The organism is Methylophilus sp. 14 (assembly GCF_015354345.1).
Taxonomy (GTDB): domain Bacteria; phylum Pseudomonadota; class Gammaproteobacteria; order Burkholderiales; family Methylophilaceae; genus Methylophilus.
In genome coordinates this window covers 40,569-60,342 of sequence record NZ_JADKYS010000008.1, presented here as the reverse complement: position 1 = coordinate 60,342, position 19,774 = coordinate 40,569, and the positions used below count along the sequence as shown (strand labels likewise).

Annotated in this window: 21 protein-coding genes; 15 read left to right on the top strand and 6 right to left on the bottom strand. The window is 49.6% G+C overall.

Annotation, left to right across the window (positions count from 1 at the left end):
- The first annotated feature begins 144 nt into the window (after window positions 1–144).
- Window positions 145–564 (top strand): ferric iron uptake transcriptional regulator, encoded by a 420-nt coding sequence (fur, locus tag INP78_RS13875; RefSeq protein ID WP_194742794.1) that lies wholly within the window; start codon window positions 145–147, stop codon window positions 562–564.
- A gap of 55 nt (window positions 565–619) precedes the next feature.
- Window positions 620–1,141, top strand: coding sequence for a DNA-deoxyinosine glycosylase (locus INP78_RS13870; protein WP_194742793.1), 522 nt, complete (start codon window positions 620–622; stop codon window positions 1,139–1,141).
- Window positions 1,142–1,246: 105 nt separating this feature from the next.
- Here INP78_RS13870 and recN read toward each other — a convergent pair whose 3' ends face one another.
- Together recN and INP78_RS13860 are read right to left on the bottom strand one after the other, a co-directional pair.
- Window positions 1,247–2,908 (bottom strand): DNA repair protein RecN, encoded by a 1,662-nt coding sequence (recN, locus tag INP78_RS13865; RefSeq protein WP_194742792.1) that lies wholly within the window; start codon window positions 2,906–2,908, stop codon window positions 1,247–1,249.
- A gap of 21 nt (window positions 2,909–2,929) precedes the next feature.
- Complete coding sequence (locus INP78_RS13860; RefSeq protein ID WP_194742791.1) at window positions 2,930–3,799, bottom strand: NAD(+) kinase; 870 nt, start codon at window positions 3,797–3,799, stop codon at window positions 2,930–2,932.
- A 103-nt stretch (window positions 3,800–3,902) separates the two neighbouring features.
- Between INP78_RS13860 and hrcA the strand changes: the two genes are divergently transcribed.
- The 13 genes from hrcA (at window position 3,903) to INP78_RS13795 (ending at window position 15,573) form a co-directional block, all read left to right on the top strand.
- The gene (hrcA, locus tag INP78_RS13855; protein ID WP_194742790.1) at window positions 3,903–4,919 is read left to right on the top strand and encodes a heat-inducible transcriptional repressor HrcA; all 1,017 of its coding nucleotides are present in this window, start codon (window positions 3,903–3,905) and stop codon (window positions 4,917–4,919) included.
- Between the two features lie 117 nt (window positions 4,920–5,036).
- Window positions 5,037–5,270: a glycine zipper 2TM domain-containing protein gene (locus INP78_RS13850; RefSeq protein WP_194742789.1), complete on the top strand. Its 234-nt coding sequence runs from the start codon at window positions 5,037–5,039 to the stop codon at window positions 5,268–5,270.
- An 86-nt stretch (window positions 5,271–5,356) separates the two neighbouring features.
- A complete protein-coding gene (gene hemH / locus INP78_RS13845) occupies window positions 5,357–6,463 on the top strand; it encodes a ferrochelatase (RefSeq protein ID WP_194742788.1) in 1,107 nt (368 codons plus the stop codon).
- 97 nt (window positions 6,464–6,560) lie between these two features.
- Complete coding sequence (locus INP78_RS13840; RefSeq protein WP_194742813.1) at window positions 6,561–7,139, top strand: hypothetical protein; 579 nt, start codon at window positions 6,561–6,563, stop codon at window positions 7,137–7,139.
- 301 nt (window positions 7,140–7,440) lie between these two features.
- Window positions 7,441–7,701 carry a type II toxin-antitoxin system Phd/YefM family antitoxin gene (locus tag INP78_RS13835; RefSeq protein ID WP_194742787.1) on the top strand — a complete coding sequence of 87 codons (261 nt, stop codon included), beginning with the start codon at window positions 7,441–7,443 and terminating at the stop codon, window positions 7,699–7,701.
- A gap of 2 nt (window positions 7,702–7,703) precedes the next feature.
- The gene (locus INP78_RS13830) at window positions 7,704–8,030 is read left to right on the top strand and encodes a type II toxin-antitoxin system RelE/ParE family toxin (RefSeq protein WP_194742786.1); all 327 of its coding nucleotides are present in this window, start codon (window positions 7,704–7,706) and stop codon (window positions 8,028–8,030) included.
- A 228-nt stretch (window positions 8,031–8,258) separates the two neighbouring features.
- Window positions 8,259–9,248 carry an ADP-glyceromanno-heptose 6-epimerase gene (gene rfaD / locus INP78_RS13825; RefSeq protein WP_194742785.1) on the top strand — a complete coding sequence of 330 codons (990 nt, stop codon included), beginning with the start codon at window positions 8,259–8,261 and terminating at the stop codon, window positions 9,246–9,248.
- 24 nt (window positions 9,249–9,272) lie between these two features.
- Window positions 9,273–9,833, top strand: a complete 561-nt coding sequence (locus INP78_RS13820) for an SIS domain-containing protein (protein ID WP_194742784.1) — start codon at window positions 9,273–9,275, stop codon at window positions 9,831–9,833.
- On the top strand, window positions 9,833–11,290 hold the full coding sequence (gene hldE, locus INP78_RS13815; protein WP_194742783.1) for a bifunctional D-glycero-beta-D-manno-heptose-7-phosphate kinase/D-glycero-beta-D-manno-heptose 1-phosphate adenylyltransferase HldE: 1,458 nt from the start codon (window positions 9,833–9,835) through the stop codon (window positions 11,288–11,290). The genes INP78_RS13820 and hldE overlap by 1 nt, the downstream gene beginning before the upstream one ends.
- Window positions 11,287–12,309, top strand: coding sequence for a lipopolysaccharide heptosyltransferase II (waaF, locus tag INP78_RS13810; RefSeq protein ID WP_194742782.1), 1,023 nt, complete (start codon window positions 11,287–11,289; stop codon window positions 12,307–12,309). The genes hldE and waaF overlap by 4 nt, the downstream gene beginning before the upstream one ends.
- Before the next feature lie 71 nt (window positions 12,310–12,380).
- Window positions 12,381–13,889, top strand: coding sequence for a hypothetical protein (locus INP78_RS13805; protein ID WP_194742781.1), 1,509 nt, complete (start codon window positions 12,381–12,383; stop codon window positions 13,887–13,889).
- Between the two features lie 51 nt (window positions 13,890–13,940).
- A complete protein-coding gene (locus tag INP78_RS13800) occupies window positions 13,941–14,903 on the top strand; it encodes a 6-hydroxymethylpterin diphosphokinase MptE-like protein (RefSeq protein ID WP_194742780.1) in 963 nt (320 codons plus the stop codon).
- A 7-nt stretch (window positions 14,904–14,910) separates the two neighbouring features.
- The gene (locus INP78_RS13795) at window positions 14,911–15,573 is read left to right on the top strand and encodes a CMP-N-acetylneuraminic acid synthetase (protein ID WP_194742779.1); all 663 of its coding nucleotides are present in this window, start codon (window positions 14,911–14,913) and stop codon (window positions 15,571–15,573) included.
- Between the two features lie 23 nt (window positions 15,574–15,596).
- Here the strand turns inward: INP78_RS13795 and rfaP are convergent, their stop codons facing one another.
- The 4 genes from rfaP to eda all read right to left on the bottom strand — a co-directional run bounded on the left by rfaP (window position 15,597) and on the right by eda (window position 19,717).
- Window positions 15,597–16,430: a lipopolysaccharide core heptose(I) kinase RfaP gene (gene rfaP, locus INP78_RS13790; RefSeq protein WP_194742778.1), complete on the bottom strand. Its 834-nt coding sequence runs from the start codon at window positions 16,428–16,430 to the stop codon at window positions 15,597–15,599.
- 3 nt (window positions 16,431–16,433) lie between these two features.
- On the bottom strand, window positions 16,434–18,314 hold the full coding sequence (locus tag INP78_RS13785) for a sulfatase-like hydrolase/transferase (protein WP_194742777.1): 1,881 nt from the start codon (window positions 18,312–18,314) through the stop codon (window positions 16,434–16,436).
- An 18-nt stretch (window positions 18,315–18,332) separates the two neighbouring features.
- Window positions 18,333–19,013: an HAD family hydrolase gene (locus INP78_RS13780; protein WP_194742776.1), complete on the bottom strand. Its 681-nt coding sequence runs from the start codon at window positions 19,011–19,013 to the stop codon at window positions 18,333–18,335.
- Window positions 19,014–19,087: 74 nt separating this feature from the next.
- Window positions 19,088–19,717: a bifunctional 4-hydroxy-2-oxoglutarate aldolase/2-dehydro-3-deoxy-phosphogluconate aldolase gene (eda, locus tag INP78_RS13775; protein WP_194742775.1), complete on the bottom strand. Its 630-nt coding sequence runs from the start codon at window positions 19,715–19,717 to the stop codon at window positions 19,088–19,090.
- Window positions 19,718–19,774: the final 57 nt, after the last annotated feature.

Genomic DNA, 19,774 nt, shown 5'->3' with positions numbered 1-19,774 from the left:
ATAGAATTACGCATTGGATTCACTTTATAATCGGTATTATTGAGAATAATCATTAATATACCACGTAGTTTCGCCAATCCAGTACGGCAGGCAACTTAAGGCGTGACAAAACTTAACGACAGACAACACCAATGGACAAAACCTATGCATGATCCTAAAGAACTTAAAAATGCAGGCCTCAAAGCCACGCTACCGCGTCTGAAAATTCTGGAGCTGTTTGAAAATAGCGAACAACGCCACCTGTCTGCAGAAGACATTTACAAAATCATGATCACCAACGGCGAAGACGTGGGCCTGGCGACGGTGTACCGCGTATTGACCCAGTTTGAGCAGGCTGGCTTGCTGGTGCGCCATCACTTTGAAAGCGGCAAAGCCGTTTTTGAGATGAACGAAGGCAGCCATCACGACCATATTGTGTGCGTCAAATGTGGTCGCGTTGAAGAGTTTTACGACGAAGAAATTGAAAAAAGACAAAAAGCAGCCGCCGAAAAATATGGTTTCAGCATGCAAGACCATTCACTGACTATTTATGGTTTGTGCAAAAAACAACCTTGCACTGAATAACCACCTCACTCATGGATCAATGCTCCCTGGCGAACATTGATCCATCTGCGCTTGCTTGCCTGATATCACCCCCATAGCAGAACACTACGCCACAGGATTTGCGCCTGTCGCCAATGCTGATGCGCGCATCCTGATTCTAGGCACACTGCCCGGCATTGCGTCACTCAAACAGCAACAATACTACGCACACCCGCAAAATGCCTTTTGGCGGATTATCGAACAGTTGTTTAATATCCCCGCCCATATGCCTTACCATGTGCGCTGCGCGTCTGCACGCGACCATGGACTGGCCATCTGGGACGTCTGTCATACCGCGCAACGCATAGGCAGCCTGGATAGCAGCATTCAAGGCCATAGCATTATTGCCAACGATATCAACGGGTTATTGAAAGCATGTCCACACATCGCCTTGATTGCCTTTAACGGCCAAGCTGCCGCACAACTCTTTAAAAAATATATTCACCTGTCTCGCACCGTGAATACCGTGACCTTGCCCTCAACCAGCCCAGCCAATGCAAGACTACGGTTTGAACAAAAACTGGCGCAATGGGATGTGTTGAAACAACACGCGAGGTAATCACTCACTGCAATAAAAACGGCCTGACATGTCAGGCCGTTTTGCTATCTGATTGCTCTGGCTCATCTAAATGAGAGACCACGGCCACAACCGTGTTTGAATACATCAGGCCAGACTAGCCTGCAACATTTCCCGCGCGTGGTTGCGGGTTGCCTCGGTAATTTGCAAACCACCCAGCATGCGGGCCACCTCTTCGATGCGTTCACCTGCGCTCAGCGTACGAATACGGCTCAAGGTGGTGCCCTGTTGCTCAGACTTGCTGACTTGCCAATGTTGTTGCGCCTGCGCGGCTACTTGCGCCAAATGTGTGATCACCAGTACTTGCCGATGCTGACCCAACTGGCTCAATAATTTGCCAACCACCTCGGCGACGCCACCGCCGATACCCACATCCACTTCATCAAAAATCATGCATGGCACAGTGCCTAATGATGCCGTTGTCACCTGTAAAGCCAGGCTTATGCGGGACAATTCGCCGCCAGAAGCGACTTTATTCAGCGGCCTTGGCTCAACCCCGGCATGACCGGCAACCAAAAATTCGACCTGCTCCAGCCCATGTGCTGCGGGCTCGCCTGGCGTTAAAGCAACCGCAAACTGGCCACCTTTTAATGACAAGGCCTGCATTTGCTCGGTAATGGTTTTTGCCAATTGATTGGCGGCCTGCTGCCTCGCAGCGGAGAGCGCCGCAGCCTGCGCCTGATAGCTTTGCCAGGCGGCTTGCACTTGTTTTGCCAAGGCACCATCATCGGCAAAGCCTTCCAGCTCAGCCATGCGGCTCAATTGTGCCGCCAACAAATCTGGCAACTCATCCGGCTTAACTCTAAATTTGCGGGCAACGCCATGAATCGCCTGTATGCGCGCCTCGACCTCTGCCAGACGCGCCGGGTCCAACTCACTTTTTTGCAGGTAGCGATTCAGCGCACGGCTGGCTTCCTCCAGTTGCACCACAGCAGAATCCAGTGTTTCCAGCATCGGTTGCAAGCCGGCATCCATCGTTTGCAACTCGGCCAGCTTGGCTTGTGCTTGTGACAACAAATCCAGCGCATTCACTTCATCGCCTTCACTCATCATCTGCAAACTGCTTTCCATGCCGCTGAGCAAACTGGCGCCATTGCTTAACCGCACATGCTCCTGCTGCAATGTCGCCCATTCTTCAGCAACAAACCCCAACTGCTTTAACTCACGTGTACTATCACGCAGCACGGCCAGTTCGTCAGCAAACTGGCTGGCATTTTTCTCGTAAGCTAATTGCTGTTGATGCAATTGCGACCAGTCTTTATATAGCTTGCCTACTTGTTTTGCCAATGGTGTAGCTTGCGCATAGGCGTCCAGGATCTCGCGCTGAGTGGCGATTTTAAGCAAAGAGTGATGCGCATTCTGGCTATAGATATCAATCAGGGTTTCGCCGATTTCGCGCAGTTGGCCGACCGTGGCTGAAGCGCCATTGATAAATGCGCGGCTACGGCCATCGGCATAAATCACCCGGCGTAAAATAAGCGCATCATCAACGTCAATTTCTTGCGCCTGTAACCATTCGCGCGCTGCTAAATTATTTGAAATATCAAAGGTAGTAGAAATCTCTGCCTTGTCGCAATCTTTACGCGTCACGTCACCCTCATTCCGCGCGCCCAGGCTTAACGACAAAGCATCAATCAAGATGGATTTACCCGCACCGGTTTCACCGGTAAGGGCGGTATATCCTGCTGAGAACTCGAGTTCCAGCGTATCAACAATGACAAAATCTCGGATAGAAAGGGCTTGTAGCATGGGTTATCAGCGCGGGCTTGGTTAGCCCCAGTTTAATTTGTTACGCAACATATCAAAATAGCAATAATCTTGTGGATGCACCAGTTGGATTTGCTGTGGCGCACGTTCAATGCGCACATGGTCACCCACCATCAATGGATATTGCCCTTGCCCGTCATAACTGATCTGGGCATCGGCTGCGTTGACCACGATGACCTCAATCACGCTGCAAGCAGGCACCGTAATCGGCCGATAGCTCAGGGTATGTGGGCTAATTGGCACAATCGAAATCGCTTCGAGGTCAGGGTGCATAATCGGGCCACCGGCAGACAACCCATAAGCAGTGGTACCCGTTGGCGTGGTTAAAATCAGGCCATCTGAGCGCTGGCGCGACACGAACTGCCCATCCACATGCACCTCCAGCTCAATCAGGCGAAAGGCGCTTTTAATCACCACATCATTCAAGGCAACAGTGTGCTCTATGGCTACTCCGGCACGGGTAACCACAGATTGCAGCAACATGCGCGACTCAAGCTGATGCTCACCCTGCAGGATTTTATCAATCTCAACCAGCATATGGTCTGTTTGCAAATCGGTCAAAAAGCCCAGGCGACCACGGTTAATGCCGACCAGCGGCACGCCGGTATCACGCAAGGCACGTCCGACACTGAGCATGGTGCCATCGCCACCCATCACAATCACCAGGTCAGCTTTGGTGCCAATATCTTCCAGGCTCGCCAGTTCAAAGCCTTCATCATCTACAAACTGTGCCGTGCGCTCTTCAATGCAAACATGTAAGCCGTGCGACAGCAGATGATGCGCCAAACGGGTCAAATCACTTTGCATGTGCTGCAAGGCGGTGGCGTCCATGTATTTTCCAACAATGGCGACTGAGCGGAATGTAGATTGCATGGCCGCATTAAAGCATAGAAGCCCACAACTGCAAAGCGCAAGGGGCTGTTATCCTGAGCGTAAATGGTGCAAAATTTCAAACACGGCAACAAGGTGGTTAAAAGTGGATAAACGCGCGCAAATTTTGCTAAAAACGCTGGTCGAACATTACATCAGCGAAGGTCAACCCATAGGCTCACGTACCCTGCTCCAGCATTCAGGCCTGGATGTCAGTCCGGCGACCATACGCAACGTCATGAGCGACCTCGAACAATTAGGGTTTATCACCAGTCCGCACACCTCTTCTGGCCGCGTGCCGACCAAAAAAGGGTATCGCCTGTTTGTAGACTCGCTCATGACCGTACAGCCGATAGACCAGCGCGCCGTGGCGCAACTCAAAACCGGGCTGACCTCACCCAATCCGCAAGCACTGATTAACAGCGCAGCCGACATGCTATCTCAACTGACGCAGTTTGCCGGATTGGTGATGATTCCCAAGCGTACACGTAACGTGTTGAAACACCTGGAGTTTCTGCATTTAAATGATAAAAAAATCCTGGTCATCCTGGTCACTGAAGATGGCCAGGTACAAAACCGTATTTTGCTCACTGACAAAGCCTTTAGCGCCAGCGAACTGACTGCTGCCAGCAATTACTTTAACAGCCATTGCCGCGGGCTTTCGCTGGAAGAAGTACAAGCCAAACTCAAGCAAGAACTACAGCAAATGCAAGTGGACATTAACCGCCTGATGTCCGCCGCGCTTGAAGCCGCCAGCCAGCCAGAATCCTCTGAGCAGGAAACCGTGGTGATTGCGGGCGAACGCAACCTGCTGCAAGTCGATGAACTCTCGACCAACGTCGGCAGCCTGCGCAAACTGTTTGAGATTTTTGAACGCCGCACGGCCCTGATGCAATTGCTGGACCATAGCCAGCGCGCGGATGGCGTACAGATTTTTATCGGCGGCGAGAGCGGCTACCTGCCGCTGGACGAATGCAGCCTGGTGACCTCCCCCTATGAAGTCGATGGCCAGGTCGTTGGCACACTGGGCGTCATTGGCCCAACGCGCATGGCTTACGAGCGCATTATCCCGATTGTAGACGTGACGGCCAAACTGCTGTCAAACGCCCTATCCAACCAGTAGCCTGCTTCTTTACATTTGTCAGAGGGTTCTGACAATACTATCAGCTTTAACCTGCTACAACAGAAATGTTCGCATGCTTACACTGACCCCACTATTTATTCACTGTGGAGAGATCAAATGAACAGCGCCCATCAAAAATCTTTGCATAAATCCCTGATCTGGACAGCCTTGTTAGTGCTGTGCCTGAGCACGACTGCCTGTGGCTCCATGAGTACGCGTGGCAAAAGTACCGCCTTAGGTGCTGGTATCGGTGCGGTTGGTGGTGCCGTGTTAACGGGTGGTAGCGCGATTGGTACGGTCGGCGGTGCAGCCATCGGTGGCGTGATCGGTAACCAGATCGACAAAAAATAATGCTTAGCGTGCGCCTACTCACAGGCGCACGGCACTTTTTTAACCGGCAAACGTCATACGGGCTTTTATTCGCTTAAAATGCCCGTATGAGCTATTACAAACCAGAGCCTGCTTACACCCACGGCAGCCAAGCAAAAGTGGGGATACTTTTAGCCAACCTGGGGACGCCTGAAGCCCCAACGGCAAAGGCCCTCAGGCCTTATCTGCAGCAATTCTTAATGGATAGACGCGTGGTCGAAATCCCACGCTTCATCTGGTGCTGGATTTTGCACTGCATCATCCTGGTGATTCGCCCGAAAAAATCAGCTGAAAAATACGCCAGTGTCTGGACAGACCAAGGCTCGCCACTCATGGTCTACGCCCAGCAACAGAAGAAGTTGCTGCAAGGTTACCTGTCACAAAAAATCAATTCGCCCTTTGCCGTCGAACTCGGCATGACCTACGGCAACCCCAGCATGCAAAGCGCCATAGAGTCACTTAAAGCACAAGGCTGTGACCGTATTCTGGTGTTCCCGCTGTATCCGCAATATGCGGCCAGTAGCACCGCCGCCGCGTTAGATGCCGTGTGGCGCGTACTGCTTAAAATGCGCAATGTGCCTGCTATTCGCACCATCAAGCATTACCACGACCATCCGCGCTATATTCAAGCGCTGGCGAGCCATATTCAGGCCTACTGGAAATTAAACGGCAAACCCGAAAAACTGGTCATGAGCTTTCACGGCGTGCCTAAATTTCACTTGCTCAAAGGCGACCCCTACCACTGCGAATGCCATAAAACCGGCCGCTTGCTGGCCGAAGCCTTAGGCTTGAGCAAAGAGCAATACCAAATCGCCTTCCAATCCCGCTTTGGCCGCCAAGAATGGCTACAGCCTTACCTCGCCAATACGTTGGATGCCCTGGGCAAACAACAACTTAAACGCATAGACGTCGTCTGCCCTGGCTTTAGCAGCGACTGCCTGGAAACCCTGGAAGAAATCGCCATGGAAGGCAAACATTTATTTCAATCTGTGGGTGGCGGTGATTACCACTATATTCCTGCACTCAATAGCGAGGCAGTTTGGATTGAAGCCATGCGCGATATTACGCTAGAGCATTTACAGGGTTGGGTGAGTAATGAGTTCGACCATGTAAAGGCTGAAGCTGAGGCACAAGCGAGTAAACAACTTGCGAATGAAATGAGAGCTAAACAATAACTCTAAACTTAAAAAATTAAAGTCGTTTCAAAGACTTAAACCGTTTTATAATAGCTGTAAAAATGTTTAACTTCCACAGTTAAAGAAAGAGAAATACATGATCATGACATCTGCAGGACAAATGAACAACGAATTGGCTAAGCAGGTTTATCGACAGGCTAGTCGAACTGCAGATGCACTAGTGAGAGCTGGCAAAATCGCCGCAACAGATCGCAACAACACTTGGGCAAAGATTATTGTCTCTGATTTTACGCGTTATAACCTTCAAGTCCCTCAGGCAGTTGCAGCTAAAGCGGGAATTGAAACGGCAAAAGCTGCCACCTATTCAGCTTCAACAACGTCCGGAGCAGCTTTAGCTGCTCGCACCAGTGTAAGTCAAACAACTAGCATTCTTAGAGGTGGCGCACCTGTTACTGCAGCAATATTTATTGCTGAGACAGGTTACACTGTATACAAGTACTCGAAAGGAGACATTGATTTAAGTGAAGTTAAGCGACGAACTGCAGAAAGTGCTGCAACGAATGCAGGTGGCTTAGGCGGAGCTGTAGCTGGTGCGGCTATCGGTAGCGCAATACTTCCAGGAGTCGGGACTCTAATTGGGAGTATTATTGGAGGATTAGGAGCTGCTGCGGGCGCTAGTCGCCTAGCCAAGAACTTAAGCAATAAGTTCAACTAAATAATTAAATTACGCGTAGGTCGGACTCGATACAGTCCGACATATTTAAACTATCGAACACTTCCAATCATTGATACATAATCAGTCCAATGGGTACAACAGAAGCGGTTATGCCCTACTTCACGATTTGTCCTTGAAGCACAAGAATCCGCGTTAAAGCCTAGACCCACCCAAATAAAAACATAAAATGCACACCCCCCTGAGGCCGCACAAGCATTACACCTAGCCCAAGAAACGCCATCACCGTTGACAGGACAAAATTTAGTCCTTATTCTACCCTTAAAATAGTTAAGGAGTTTCCATGCCACTCGCTGAACACATTAGGCCCATCACCTATCTGAAAACCAGTGCGGCAGACATCGTCAAAGAGTTCGCTGAAAATCCTGAGCCCATCATCATCACCCAGAATGGTGAAGCCAAGATGGTGGTGATGGACATTCATGAGTATGAGAAGCAGAAGGAAACGATGGCGCTGCTCAAGCTGCTTGCGCTAGGGAGAAAAGAGTTTCAAGCAGGAAAATTCAGCGATGCAGAACAGTTCCTTAATGAAATGGATGACTAATCGTGTCTCGTCATTTTGTGATTCTTGATAGCGCCAAGGAAGAATTTAAAGAGATCAAGCAGTATGTGAAAAGAGAATTTGGCGACATGATATGGAATGAGGTCAATCATGAATATAAAACGGCCTTCACTCTCATTAAAAGCAACCCTCAATCTGGGAGCCCAATTGAAGAATTAAAAGAACTCGGAATTAATCACATCCAATACAGGCTGGTCAGACAGACAAGGATTATTTATGAGATTGATGGCTATTTCATTCTGATTCACATGTTTATCAGCACAAAAAGAGATTTCATCAGCCATTTGATGAAGAGACTCTTTAATCAGTAGCTAAATCGTCCGGCACCTCGAGTTATTTAGCAAATACATCCATAAAAAGTCTTGCAAGGCAAGCCTCACATGATCTAACGAATGCACCTCACACGCCTGACGACTGCCCGCAGAATGACTTTCACATACGAGTAATGTCTGGCGTGCAGGCAGCCACCGCTTCATTCCACTGCCAGCCCACACCGATTACGCGTTATAATCGCGTTTTAACGTTTTTATCGTTTCCTTATGATCGTTATCACCGGTGGCGCCGGCATGATTGGTTCTATCATGGCCTGGCATTTGAACAACAAACTGGGTCGGCAAGACCTGGTGATTGTTGACCGCATCACGCACGAGAATCAGTGGCAAAACTTGGTACACAGGCACTATGCCGAATACCTGGATAAAGACCAATTGTTTGAATTTCTCGAAGATAACGATGACATCACTGCGGTGATTCATATGGGTGCCATCAGCGCAACCACTGAGCGTGACTTTAACAAACTGGTGGCAGATAACATGCATTATTCACAGGACTTATGGTCCTGGTGTGCCGAGTATGAAGTCCCCTTCTTTTATGCCAGCTCTGCGGCGACGTATGGCGGCGGCGAGCAAGGCTACGACGATGCCAGCATTGAGAACCTGCGCCCATTAAATGGCTATGGTTACTCCAAACACTTTTTTGACCAGTGGGTGTTACAGCAAGTCGCGCAGAAACATGTCACGCCACCGGCCTGGGCGGGATTCAAGTTTTTTAATGTCTACGGGCCAAACGAATACCATAAAGAGCGCATGGCCAGCGTGGCTTACCACACTTTTAACCAGTTTAAAGAAACTGGCACCATGCGCCTGTTTAAAGGCACCAAAGCTGGCGTGGAAGACGGCATGCAATTGCGTGACTTTGTTTATGTGAAAGACGTGGCGGATGTGATGGGCTTCTTTTTAGAGGCTGCACTCAAAAACAAACCGGTTGCCAGCGCAATCTACAATATTGGCACTGGCCAGGCGCGCAGTTTTAAAGACCTGGCGACGAATGTGATGACCAGCATGACGCGCGAGCCTAACATCACGTATATCGACATGCCACAAGATTTACAAGGCAAGTATCAGTACTTCACCCAGGCCGAGATGCAAAAGCTGCGCCAGGCAGGCTATAAAAAGCCTTTCACCACGCTGGAAGAAGGCGTGAAAGATTATGTACAGAACTATTTGATGCAAGAAGACCCTTACGCATAACTGCCATCAAACACTGTGAGCGATATGAACCATATTGAATACCTTAAAGGCGAGCACGCCGCCCATGTAGCCATGTTCCAGGCGCTGGAACCCCTGTTCCCGCTCATTAGCGATGTGGGTAACTTGTTGCGTGATTGCATTCAGCGTGGTGGCAAGGTGCTGCTGTGCGGTAACGGCGGTAGCGCGGCAGATAGCCAGCATATTGCTGCCGAGATCGTCGGCCGCTTTAAGAAAGAGCGTAAAGGCTTGCCGTCTATCGCGCTGACTACAGATACCTCTATTCTGACTTCGGTCGGCAACGATTATGGCTATGACTATATTTTTGCGCGCCAGGTAGAAGCCTTGTGCCGCCCGGAAGACGTCTTGATTGGCCTCACCACCAGCGGCAACAGTGCCAACGTGGTACGTGCGATTGAAACGGCAAACGAGATCGGCGCAACGACTATTGGTTTAACGGGCGGTAGCGGCGGCAAAATGAATACGCTTTGCACACACAATATCGTGGTGCCTTCCAGCGTCACGGCGCGCATCCAGGAAGCGCATATCTTTATCGGCCATTGCCTGTGTGAAATTCTGGAATCCTGATGAATCCTAGCATTGCAAACCTGGTTGCCCATTTTGGCGAGCATCCACAACACGCGCTGGTGATCGGCGATGTGATGCTGGATCGCTACCTGATGGGCGAAGTGAACCGCATTTCACCTGAAGCGCCGGTGCCTGTGGTGCTGATCAAGTCTGAACAACAGCGTGCCGGCGGTGCAGCCAACGTGGCAGCCAACCTGGCATTGCTGGGCATACACACGCGCATGATAGGTTTGATTGGCAATGACCATGAAGGCCAGCGTTTAATGGCCGCGATGTCAGAGTATGGCATTGATACGCAAGCCATGCTGACGACGCCCACGCGCCCGACCATCGCCAAAACCCGCATTCTCGGCGGGCATCAGCAAATGATGCGGCTGGATCAGGAGGTCACTGGTGCCTTATCTGACGCAGAGGCTGAGCAAGTCACGCAAGCCATACAGACGGCGTTGCAACAACAACCTGCGCTGATTATTTTGTCAGACTATGCCAAAGGGCTGCTGACAGAACAAGTGTGCCAGCAAGTGATTCACTACGGTCGCGCGCACAATATTCCTGTGTTGGTTGACCCGAAAGGACGCAACTACGACAAATACCGTGGTGCGACGGCCCTGACGCCTAACAAAAAAGAGACCGCAGAAGCTTGCGACACGCATACTAATGATCCGGCATTGATAGCCAAGGCGCGCGCACTTAAAGTCAGCCTGGCACTGGATTTTCTGGCCGTCACCCGTGGCGAAGAAGGCATTACGCTGATCACAGAACAGACTGATCACTTAAGTGCCACCGCCAAACAGGTATTCGATGTTTCAGGCGCAGGTGACACAGTGATTGCCACGCTGGCTGCAGGTCTGATGCATGGTTTAAGCGCACTGGATAGCCTGTCTCTGGCCAATATCGCTGCTGGTGTGGTCGTCGGCAAAGTGGGCACGGTGCCGATCACCAAAGCTGACCTGATCGATGCGATTGCCACCGCCCAAGGCAGCGAGCAAGCGCATAAAGTGAGTGAGCTGCCGGAGTTGTTGCATAAAGTCGCCAACTGGAAACAACAAGGCCAAAAAATTGTGTTTACCAATGGCTGCTTCGACCTGCTGCATGCCGGGCATGTGACCTATCTCGAAGGCGCGAAAAAACGCGGTGACAAGCTGATTTTAGGCTTGAATACCGACCGATCAGTCTCAGCACTCAAAGGCCCAACCCGGCCGGTGGTCAATGAAAAAGACCGTGCCCGCGTATTGGCTGCCTTAGAATCCGTCGACGCGGTGATTTTGTTCGATGAAGACACACCGCTTACCCTGATCAATGCCATTCAACCTAATGTCATTGCCAAAGGCAGCGACTACACGGCTGACCAGGTGGTTGGCGGCAAAGAAGTCTTGTCATGGGGCGGCGAAATTGCCCTGATTGACTTGGTCGAAGGTCGCAGCACCACTAACCTGATTAAAAAAATGCACGCATGAACAAGATTTTGGTGATGGGCCCGTCCTGGGTGGGCGACATGGTGTTGGCACAAAGCCTGTTCAAGCAACTGAAAATCGAGCAGCCAGATTGCCAGATCACTGTCGCCGCACCCGCCTGGACGCTGCCCTTGCTGGAAAGAATGCCAGAAGTCTCAAACGCGATTGCCCTGCCGTTTAAACATGGCGACCTGGCATTGCGTGAGCGTTTTAAACTGGGGCGAGAACTCGCCAAGCAAGGATTCACTCAGGCGATTCTATTAACCAATAGCCTGAAATCCGCCATTTTGCCGTGGGCCGCCAAGATTCCGGTGCGTACCGGTTTTAAAGGTGAAATGCGCTATGGCCTGGTCAATGATATGCGCGCGCTTGACAAAAGCGTGCTCAAAAAAACGGTAGAGCGCTTTGTTGCCCTTGGCTTACCCAAGAATGCTGTGCTACCTGGTTCATTACCGCAACCAGCCTTGCTGGCAGACCCCAAGCATGCAAACACCCTGTTAGCCAAACTCAACATCCCCGATACACAACAGCCAGTACTCGGCCTGTGTCCAGGGGCGGAATACGGCGAAGCTAAACGCTGGCCTGCGGAATACTATGCAGAAGTGGCCAATCACGCCTTGCAGCAAGGCTGGCAAGTCTGGTTATTTGGCTCAGACAAAGATAAACCCGTGACAGCTAGCATCCAGCAACAGACTCAACAACGTTGCGTGGATCTGGCTGGCCGCACAAAACTGGGCGAAGCGATCGACCTCATGTCGCTTTGCCACACTGTGATCAGCAACGATTCCGGCCTCATGCACGTAGCCGCGGCACTCGATAAAAAACTCATTGCCATTTACGGCTCGTCCGATCCCAAACATACACCGCCCATGCACCCTGCCGCGGTGGTGCAATACCTGGGGCTATCGTGCAGCCCCTGTTTTGAGCGCGTGTGCCCACTGGGGCATTTGAATTGCTTACGACAAATGCACCCGGAAAAAATTATTATGCAGCTGTTTCCTGCCCACAGCGAAAGTCACTAGCGATGTTTGCCAGACTCCCTTTAATCACGTATAGCAAGCCAATCAGCCTCCGTGTATGGCGCTGGTTCTATTTGTTGCTAGCACTGCTGATCGCGATAAAAGTGATGGCTAACCAGCACGGCTGGGTGAACAATGACTCCTTGTTGTATTTTGAACAAGCAAGACTGTTGGCCGCCAAAGACTGGGCAGCCGCTTTTAAATTATTCCAATGGCCATTATATGCAGCTCTGGTGGCACTCATTCATACGCTCACTGAGCTGGAAATCCAAACAGCGGCCCAGTGTCTGAATGCTGCCTGTTTTGTTTTATTTGTCGCTGGCTTTCAACAGTTGCTGATGGTCGCCGGGGCCAAGCACCGCACCCTACATTGGGGAGTGTGGTTATTATTCTCTACCACCTATCTCGTCGGTGATATTTTAGGCATGCTGCTGCGGGATGAAGGATTCTGGGCAGCTTATACCTGGGGATTGGTCTATTGGTGTCGATACGCAGAGTCGCATCAACTCAAACAAGCGCTCGCATTTCAGGCATGCATGGCAATTGCTACGCTGTTTAGAATTGAAGCCATTGCATATCTGGTCGCGATTCCACTGCTGAATTTTATTGCGCCGGCAACAGACTTGCGCCAGAAAATCCGCCGATGGCTGATCACTAACTTGCTGCTGATTTCCATCGTGACAACCCTGTTCATTGCTATATTGTCAGGCACCATCAAGTCTCAACAATTAGGCAGATTACAAGAGGTATTGTTGCAACTAACTAATTTGTTTACTTACCGTTTAGACTTCATTCATCAAAAAGCCGAAATACTCGGCCAACAAGTATTAGGCAACTTACTGGATGACTATGCAAGTATCAGTTTGTGGTGTTCCCTGCTACTCATCATCCTACTCAAAACAGTCAAAGTTGCGGGCTACCCAACGTTGATATTACTCGCCTGGCCCAAACGCGCATGGTGGGGCAGCATCAACATCCACATGCAAAGGCTGATTGCGCTCACACTCATTACTGGCCTGGTGGTCAGCACTGTGATTATTCTGAACACTTTTGTCTTATCCAGCCGCTACGTGATCGCCAGCGGAATTGTCATGCTATGCATGGCCGCCTTTGCCATCAGCCATTTTGAGCGGTGCTGGCCACGCTGGGTGATCCGTTTATGGATGCTGATCATGGCACTGATGGCACTTAACAATGTGTGGGACCATCAGGCGATTGATTTGGACCGCGATGCGGTGAATGCGGTTAAAAAAATCAATGCAGCTGACTCGCGCGTGTTTTATGACACCGAAAACGCCAGGTTTTATGCCAAACAGCCATTTCTCGATCGCATAGATGGCTATAAACTACTTAAACAAACGGAAGCGAACGGACAAATTGATGCCTATGACATTTATGTCATCAGCCCTCATCATGACATTCCTGCCTATGAGTCGTATGCGACAAAATTGCTGCACACCCACCATTTTGTGTTAACGCAAACACTCTACGGCTGGCGCAAAAAATCCAAAGCGTATATCTTTATCAAGTCTGATAAGATAAATGCTGACAGTGCTGTTGCTCCGGCCACCACTGAAAAATAATATAAAAACACTGATAAAAACTAAGCGTATCTATTTGGGGTGCAGGTACTCATGTCTCTGATCGGGAAACTTTCTAAAAAGTGGCGTGCGGGGTTGCGCCGCTTGCGTTTGGGTCAACAGTTCAAACACCAGTATAACTGTCACCCTGACTTTGACCTCATACGTGATGACACACACTGCACACTCTTGTGGCAGCAGCAACCGCTAGCCCGCATTCCGTTTAGCCATATCTTGAGTAAATCCATGCAGGGGCCTTGTTGGATCGTGGCATCTGGCCCTTCCCTGGCCGAGGTTGATCTGCACAAAATAGCGACCTACCCTACGATCAGCCTCAACTGCGCCATCAAGAAGTTTGTAGATAGTGGACTGACACCTACGCATACAATCATTGTCGATCATCGCGTATTTGAACGGCAATGGGAGTGTGTGACTGCCGCTATTCACTCTGGTGCAAACTGTTTTTTCAGCTTTGAAGGCTTGAGTATTATTGCCGAACGCGCACCGGAACTATTGCAGCAAGGCAATATTTACTTAATCGAATCCGCAACCAGAAAATATGGCATTGCGCGATGGAGTATTAAGCAATGCCTGCAACAATTTCAACAAGACCCGGACATCGCATTGGCCGAGGATCTGCTGCCATATTGCCGGGCGATTGGTTTTAGCCACAACCTGCAAAAAGGGGTGTTTGCAGGCAAAACAGTCGCCACCTGGGCGGTACAACTGGCATTTGGTTTGGGCTATCGCGCCATTTACATCGTAGGCATGGACTTGGGTGGCACAGGCAAAGCGCATTTTTACGCTGACAAGAACAATCCTGCTCCCGACTTTTTACGCTATTACGAACCACATATCCGTGGTTGCTTTGAACTGGCACGTCAAGCCAGTGAAAAAACGGGTGTTAAGTTATATAATCTGTCCCTAAATAGTGCCTTACCAGCAGCTATCATTCCCAAAATTGCCTTTACCGAGGCTTTGCAGCAGATAAACGAGGAAACATCCTCTTTGAAATGAACACATTATGAAAATTATTATTCCATTACAAACCTGCTCAACCCGCATACCACATAAGAACATTCGTCCATTTTATAAAGACGACTCCCTGTTTGATATCAAAGCCAAGCAAATATTGACATTTGAGTCACCTGAGAATGTCTATGTGTCTTCTGAAAGTGCAGAGCTGGTCAAACCTTTGTGTGATAAATATGGTTTTCATTTCATGCAGCGCGATGATTCACTGACAGGCAACAAAATCTATCAGCCCGATTTGGTGAAAGCGTTGACCGACCCGCTGCCAGGTGATGATGACATCATGTGGATACAGGTCACCTCCCCGCTATTTAATCAGTTTAAAGAAGCGCTGGAGGCTTGGAAAACCGTGCGTAATGACTATGACTCCCTAGTGGCTGTAAAGCCATTTAAAGGTCATTTGCTGGACGCCAAAGGTAATCCTGTGAACTATGGCTTTGGCTACTGGCACAAAGTATCGCAAGACTTACCTAAGCTGTATTCTGTGCTGTGGAGTCTGTTTATTCTCAAACGTGAAACCGTCAACCGTTTTCACTACCATATTGGCGTGAACCCATATCTGTTTGAAACTAACCATATGGTGGTAGATATTGATTACCATGAAGACTTCGAACTGGCCGGGATGATTTATACCAAGCTGCACGGTACTATCTAATAGCCAAATCGTAGTGGCGGCGCTTACATGGCTACGCCACTACGTAATTTCCTCTGATATTTGATATACAGCTTTTGTGCCCGGGCACGCACGGCTTGCCATACTGAAGCCCCCATCTGGGCACGCCAATCCTGACCTGGCCATGCCGAATAGTAATGCTTGAAAAAAGTCAGCCAGTCGCCACGACTTAACCGCGCATCCATAGCCGAGAAATACAAAGCAGCCAAGTCTTTGATTTGCATAGGCACAGAAGGCGGACGATGTATTTCAACCCGGTGCAAATCGAGCACATATAATGCAGGGGGCCATTGCCCATCGTCTTGACGTTTGAAGCAAAAATGGCAAATGTAAAAATCACGGTGATAAATGCCATGTGCATGTAGCTTACCGGCAATTTCAGCCACCTGTCGAATCAGCGCCCGTTTATACTGCAACCGTGGCCGCTGTGTCTGCCAATTGATGGCAACATCCTCCAGCGTGACAATATCCCCCAGATCTTCGGTCATGACAAAAGAGCGTAAGCTTGCTGGCAAACAGCCTTGCACTCCATGGGCGACATATGGGGTTGTTGGAATATTCAGGTCAGTCAGCGCTTGAATCGCCGCTACTTCATTACGGGCACTGACCACTGGGCGTTTGAAGGTCATCCAGTTTTTAAAAATCTCCAGCCAGCCCACACCATGGTGGCGCTTGATAAAATAATAGCGCTGTCCGAACTTCACTTTGACCGTCTGCCTGGTCGCCACTGCACGGAACACCTGCCCTTCAACTTGCATCAGGTATTCAAATAGATCGGGGCGCGCCAGAATTTCTGGCGGCATCTCATTCTCAGCACAAAATTCTACAACTTGTTTCATTTGTCAGTCTTTAAAGCTGGCCAGAAAACGCGAACAATTCTTGATCGCCTGCAATAATTGCGGCTGATGCTCTTCTGTGCGAGCAGTCTGCTGCTCAGCATTCAGCACAGCATCATCGCGCCCGGTTGGCACATAGTGCTTCATACCGTTTTGCTGATAAGCAATCCGATACTTCATATTATCCGTCATGACGCCTATCGTTCTCCAATCACTCACAACGATAAAGTCCCGTTGCTGCGTCGAGAAAATATTGCGTCCCAACGAATAAGTCGATGCATCCGCTGGCGCCCCTAACGCTTGCAACAGAGTCGGTGAAATATCCAGGTGGCTGGTGACACTTTTAACCTCAGCGTGCGGCTGACCAGGCATCCACATCACCATAGGCACATGGGTTTGCTCTTCAACAAACGTAGAGTTATGCCCCCAGTTGCCCTTCTCCAGAAACTCTTCTCCATGATCACCAGTAATGATAATGATGGTATTTTCCAATAAGCCCTGCGCACGTAACTCTTGCAGCACACGGCCAATTTGCATATCAATCCAATGTGCGGCGTTGGAGTAACGGTTTTTAAATTCACCAATGCGTGGTTGCAGTGAGGCACGTGACATCCCCCAGTAATTCACATCCCCCAAATACGGCGAAGCCACCACTGCCTGATCCGGAAAGTCATATCTGGCATGTGTAGACTCAAAAAAGAAGAAACTCATGAATGGTTTGCTACGGTCCCGCTGCTTTAGAAAAGCAATTTGCTGACTGGCATTCCACTCATCACGACGCCAGGGATTCATGCCCTCATCGGCCTCATGCAAATCAGTTAATGGAAACTTGGCGAATAAGGTTTTATTAAACTCCGGATAAGAGAATTTAGCACTGGTACGCAAATCAAACTGATAGTCCAGTGACAGCAATCTATCCATCAGCAATGGCGATTGCTGGGCATGTAGAAAACTCGCCCAATATGAGCCATATAAGCCGTAGAACATGCCAAACAGCCCTTCCCGCGTACCATTACCACTGGAATAATGCTGGGTAAACAACGCGCCCTCTTGGCCAAGCTGCCATGCATTCGGCATGATTTCCGGCGTCAACCTGTCCCAACGCAACGATTCGGCAGCGAAGATAATAATATTAGGTGGATGATCAACTGCCTGGTAATTCAGTGGCTGCAAAGGATAATGCAATCTCGCAGTATCTACTGATAAACGATGGTTATGACTACGATTACGCTCGATCTCCATGCCAAACCTGGCAGCCAGCTTACGCATTAATATCTGCTGATAAAATGGATAAACCTCTGCCGTATCCAATACTGCGCCTATATTTTTGACATCACTAATGCCATAAATCAAGCCTTGGGTTGCAAACATGAGTGGTGCAACCAGCCATACCGCAACTGCAGAACGTCTAGCTAGTGTTACTTGCTCAAGGCGTAAGCTCATGAACCAGAACAAAAGTTGCAGCGAAATCACCAGCAGCACAGACCAGGCAATGGCAATATAAGTCGCGCCACTGGTGCCGAGAGAGGCCATGCCGCCTTTGGTCGTCATCAAGTTCCAGACAAAACCGTTAAAGTGAAAACGGTACAAGTCATAAATCATCAGGTCTGACTTGATAAACATCAAGCCCGCACTTGTCAGGCCAACAGCCAATGCTGCCAATAATCGTGAATGACGTTTAAGAAATATGCTGCTCAGCCAAGCTGGTAACACCACAATCAGGCTGTAGAGAAACGCATAAAATCCCCAGGCAGTCAGATGAAACAACCAGGAAATATGAGTAGCCGCAGCGACACCCTCAGAGAAAAATCCCCAAGTCACCCACAGCATATGTAAGGTCGTCAGTAATAAAAAAAGCCGGAACACGGCATGATTAGATGGTTTCATCGGGCAAACACAGAGAAGTTAGACAAAAGCCTCATAAGGCTGCAGTTCGAGATGATGACACACCACAACCTGATGTTCCTTACAGTAAGCTTTCCAATCCGGCATATCCGTCCAGTCAGCCACAAAAATAAAATCCAGCCCTGCCCCTGTGGATGCCTGATGATCAAAGCGGCTGTCGCCAATAAACAAGGCCGGGAACTGTATGCTGCCATCGGCAATCAGCTGCGCCAGATGCTCGTTCTTTTTGGTCGGGCCACCATAGATGCCCAGCTCGAACAAAGTATCCAGGCCACGGCGTGGAAAAATACTCCTGAGCTCTTCCTGATCACCGCCTGACATCAGCATCCATTGCGCTTGTGCCGTTTTCTGCTTCAGGTCGTGCAAGGCAGGCGCTACTTCACATTGCATCAGGGTTTCATCAAGAATGACGGTAAACGTATCCATAAACGCCTGAAATAGCTCAGGGGTCAGAGGTTGCTTGATGATCTCGGTAATGTAATAACGGATTTTGTCGTTACGCGGAATACTGCCCAGCTTGATGTGGTAATCGACAAAGGCTTGCGCTTGCGCATCAGTGCCACCCATACGTTTGGCCGTATTGTAGTAGGCATCGATTTTGGTCTGGTTGCTGTTGAGGACGACACCGTCGCAATCAAGCACAATGGTTTTGTATCGTGTAAGGTCTGGGCGCTGTGACATAGGCTAGATAATAAAAAAGGCTTGTATTGCTACAAGCCTTCATTATAGTCGATTTGCGTCAGTGATTTGCTTGCTTATTTAGCCGCCACAATCGCTGAGGCTTCTTTCGCCAATTTAGTGATGTGCGTCCAGTCTTTGTTTGCGACTGCATCTGCAGGCGTTAACCAGGTACCGCCACACACAACCACGTTAGGCAATGCCAGGAAGTTAGGCGCGCTCTCTACGCTGACACCACCGGTTGGGCAGAATTTCACGTCAGCAAACGGGCCAGCAAAGCCCTTGAGCAGGTTGATACCGCCCACAGCCACCGCTGGGAACAGTTTCAAGAAGTAGTAATCATCGGCATTCGCCATCATGATTTCAGAGCCGGTAGACACGCCTGGCAACAATGGCAGGCCGATTTTACGGGCAAATTGACCCAACTCAGTGGTGTAGCCTGGGCTCACTGCAAACTGGCAACCAACATCTTTAGACGCTTGCGCATCTTTCAAGTTACGTACGGTACCTGAACCCAAAATCGCGTCAGGCACGTGCTTGGCAATTTGCTCCATGGCTTGCAGGGCAACTGGTGAACGCAAAGTCACTTCCAGCACTTTAACGCCACCTTCAAGCAATGCTTCTGCCATCGGCACAGCATCTTCTACTTTGTTGATGACAATAACCGGGATTACCGGGCCATGGTTAGCTAACTCTAATGTGCTCATGTTATGAATATTGACCTAAAAAATAAAAAAATTGTTTTCTAATCGCTGGGCTTCACT